The organism is Rheinheimera baltica (assembly GCF_030731985.1).
GTDB classification, from domain to species: Bacteria; Pseudomonadota; Gammaproteobacteria; order Enterobacterales; family Alteromonadaceae; genus Alishewanella; species Alishewanella baltica.
The window spans coordinates 1-3051 of the sequence record NZ_JAPJDY010000019.1; the positions used below are offsets into that span (position 1 = coordinate 1).

At 44.4% G+C, this 3051-nt stretch carries 2 protein-coding genes and 1 pseudogene; all 3 read right to left on the reverse strand.

What is annotated here, in order from left to right; genetic code table 11:
• Positions 1–73 precede the first annotated feature (73 nt).
• Complete coding sequence (locus ORJ00_RS18865; RefSeq protein ID WP_305977890.1) at positions 74–442, reverse strand: hypothetical protein; 369 nt, start codon at positions 440–442, stop codon at positions 74–76.
• Between the two features lie 221 nt (positions 443–663).
• Positions 664–2315, reverse strand: a pseudogene (locus tag ORJ00_RS19080) (transposase).
• A gap of 199 nt (positions 2316–2514) precedes the next feature.
• A partial coding sequence (locus ORJ00_RS18890; RefSeq protein ID WP_306140548.1) for a rhomboid family intramembrane serine protease occupies positions 2515–3051 on the reverse strand: 537 nt, incomplete at its 5' end.

Consider the following 3051-nt stretch of genomic DNA (forward strand, 5'->3'; position numbering starts at 1 on the left):
TGGACAACAAACTGACCGCTAACGCGGCCAGAAGAGCGGTTTTACCTATTGACTCCGAGAAGGCTCATATGTGTTATGTTGCCAAAACACGAATACATTCCTTATAAGCGGAAATTGTGCTCTCAACAAAAAGGGTGACCTTGACCACATTTCCGTTGTTTAGAATACAACTTACCTCAATTTTATCTTCGATGATTTTAGCCCTAGCTACTGCATCATCAGTTGTGGGACCAAGATTAAAAAATGTATATCCGCTGGCAACTTCGCCTTTCTCAATATTTGCCAACTCACGTCTCAGAGCGTTTACAAATGCAGGCAAATACGCGGTATTGTCAAAGTAAGTGATCAAAACAGAGCCTAGCCAAATATCCACGCTCTGCATCGTTGGAAATTGCTTTTCTCCAATTGAAAAAGCCAATTCACTTCGTAAACCTATGTCCATATCTTCCTTGCAACATAGCGAGGCTGTAGAAAAAGTCGGTTAAGACTCTGCTTAGCGTCGTTTTTATAATTTCTAATGGCCACAACCTTGCCTCGGGACTCAGTATTTTGCAACGTTTTTTACTTATTACGTTTACTTTTTACTTCGTCGGGTTTAATGAGTAATAGCGGCCTATCTGTTTTGGCTTGGCAGGCGCTTATTGACGGTGGGATTGAGGTTGTCTAAGCGGCTAACTTGCCGTAATTCTTTAGTTTTTCGATATTGTGTACCAAACAGAACAACTGCCATTGGCCTTGTACTTTATCTTTGCCGCGTAAGCTAAAGCGTTTCAGCTTTTTATTGGTGGTGATGTTACAAACACCGGCTCTACCACTGACATTCGGTGGCTGTATATTTGTTTACCGGCATCGCTATCTACCCTGGGTTATTCGTCTCTTCCGTGAGACTCCCCCTTTCGGGGCCAGCTAAGCTGTTCAAATTCATTCCAGATGAATTTGTCATCTAATCGGTGTAGGTCGGTGCTCGGGTTTCATTATGCGTAAAGCTGACCTGTCTGCCATTGCCTTTGCGGTTATTCGCCGCCTCAGGATTGTGCATACACTGCTGCTTTTTATTGCAGTGCCGGCATTGCAGTAGCTTACCCTCGAAGTACGCCATCGGTATACCGTGTTCGTTCCCTCTGACACCGCGTAAACTCAGCTGTTGCCCCGCCGGGCAAATACAGGTTCTACTCACCGGATTAAAACTAAACTCACTGGCACTAAACACCGTTTTTTTGCGTGTCTTACGCGCTTGGGCTCGCTTGCCGTATTTTTGCTTTTGCTCGTTGAACTTAGGATCACGGCTTCTGAACTGATTGTCCGGAATATACGCATTGATGTTATTGTCATGCAGGTATTGCATGTTGCTCTCGTTGGCAAAGCCGGTATCGGCCGTAATAATGGTTTGGGCCTTGAGTATGTCGTTGCTGATAGCTAAGCGTTGAAACCGGTTTTGAATACTGTTTAGTACCGGCTGTAACGTATGATGCTCCTGGCCTTCACCAAAAACCTGCGCATCGACAATTATCTGGTGCTTTTTATCCACCGCAGCCACACCGTTATAGCCCTGAATGGTGCCTTTGCTGGCCGTCATTTTGCCTGACTCATTGTCAGTAATATTACTTTTCACTTCCTGTGGCCGCTAACCCTTGCCCATCCGTGGACTGGCTTGCTTTAGGAATTGGTCTATCTTGTCATGCGCGTTATTCAACGTTTCAATAGCTTGGGCAGTGCGTTGTTTACGGGCCTCGTCTGCCGCCTCACTCTTATCCAATTGCTCGTGCTCGCGCATCTGATAACGAATTTGGCGTTTTAATTTAGCACGCTTTTCTTGCAGCTCTTTAAAGGTGCCAGACCACTCCTTTGCAGCATTAGATGACATTTTGCATCCCGGGGCTGGCCTTCCAGTCAATCGCAAACAGTTCATTGCCCAATAGCCCTTGGGTATGGCATATCAACAGCACCTGCTCAAAGACCTTTTCTATCTCCTTTCTGCGACCACTGACAAACGCCGCGATGGTGGTAAAGTGCGGCACTGAATCGCAAGATAGCGCTTTAAAAATCACATTGGTTTCGCAGCACCACTGAATTTCCCGGCTGGATGTTATGCCTTTGGAATACGCAAACAAAATTATCTTTAATAATGCGGCCGGGTCATAGGCCGGGCGGCCTGTCGCATCATTCTGGTATTTTGGATAAAACACCGATAAATCGAGTTTCGAATCAATTAAGTGGTGGATAGCATGTTCAAACGTACCAGCTTGCAACTGGTCAAGATAGTTGATTACTACCATGGCATTTTGTTGATAATTAAGGGGTTTAAAACGCGGCATCACCAAGGCTCCTGTGCCTGTTTGATAATACCAATTGGATCACAAACCATGATCGGTGGGAAGTGAAAGCGGCTATTTTTTGCACTAACTTAGAGTTTTTCTACAGCCTCAACGCATTACTAATGTGCTGCCGCAGCGCAGAGTAGGCAGTCCCGTGGAGGCCACGCTGTTTGTGGCCGGAACGAAATTTAGTAACTTGTTAGCTTTGTTCATACTTTGTAACCGCTTCTTTCTTTTCCGATTTATATAAATACCAAACTGCTATAACAGAACCAATAATGAAACTTAATGAATGTCCGGGTTTAGGGTATCCTGCGGTTTTGAGATCTAAATACAGTGCTGGCAAAACAGCAAAGAGGATAGCAGCTAAAAGTATGTATTCCCGCCTAAACTTAACTGTATAAAAAACTAGCGCAAAACCGGCAAAGCCTAATGCGGCTTGCGAAGCACCTGTGCCGGTATTCCAAGGAGGCGATCCAAATTGTGTTGTAAATAGAGTTCCTATAGCTCCCGCAAATAACCAAATGGATAGCGTGTATCTGAATCCAATTTTACGTTCCAGAAGAACGCCTAAGAACAATATAGATAAAACGTTATACATCATATGCTTCTGATGGACATGAACAAACTGCGAAGTTATAAATCGCCATATCTCAAACTCTTTGATGCTTTCAACTGTTAGACCGCCATAATCAGCAAGATAAATAATTCGGGATTTACCGAGTATTGAGCCTGA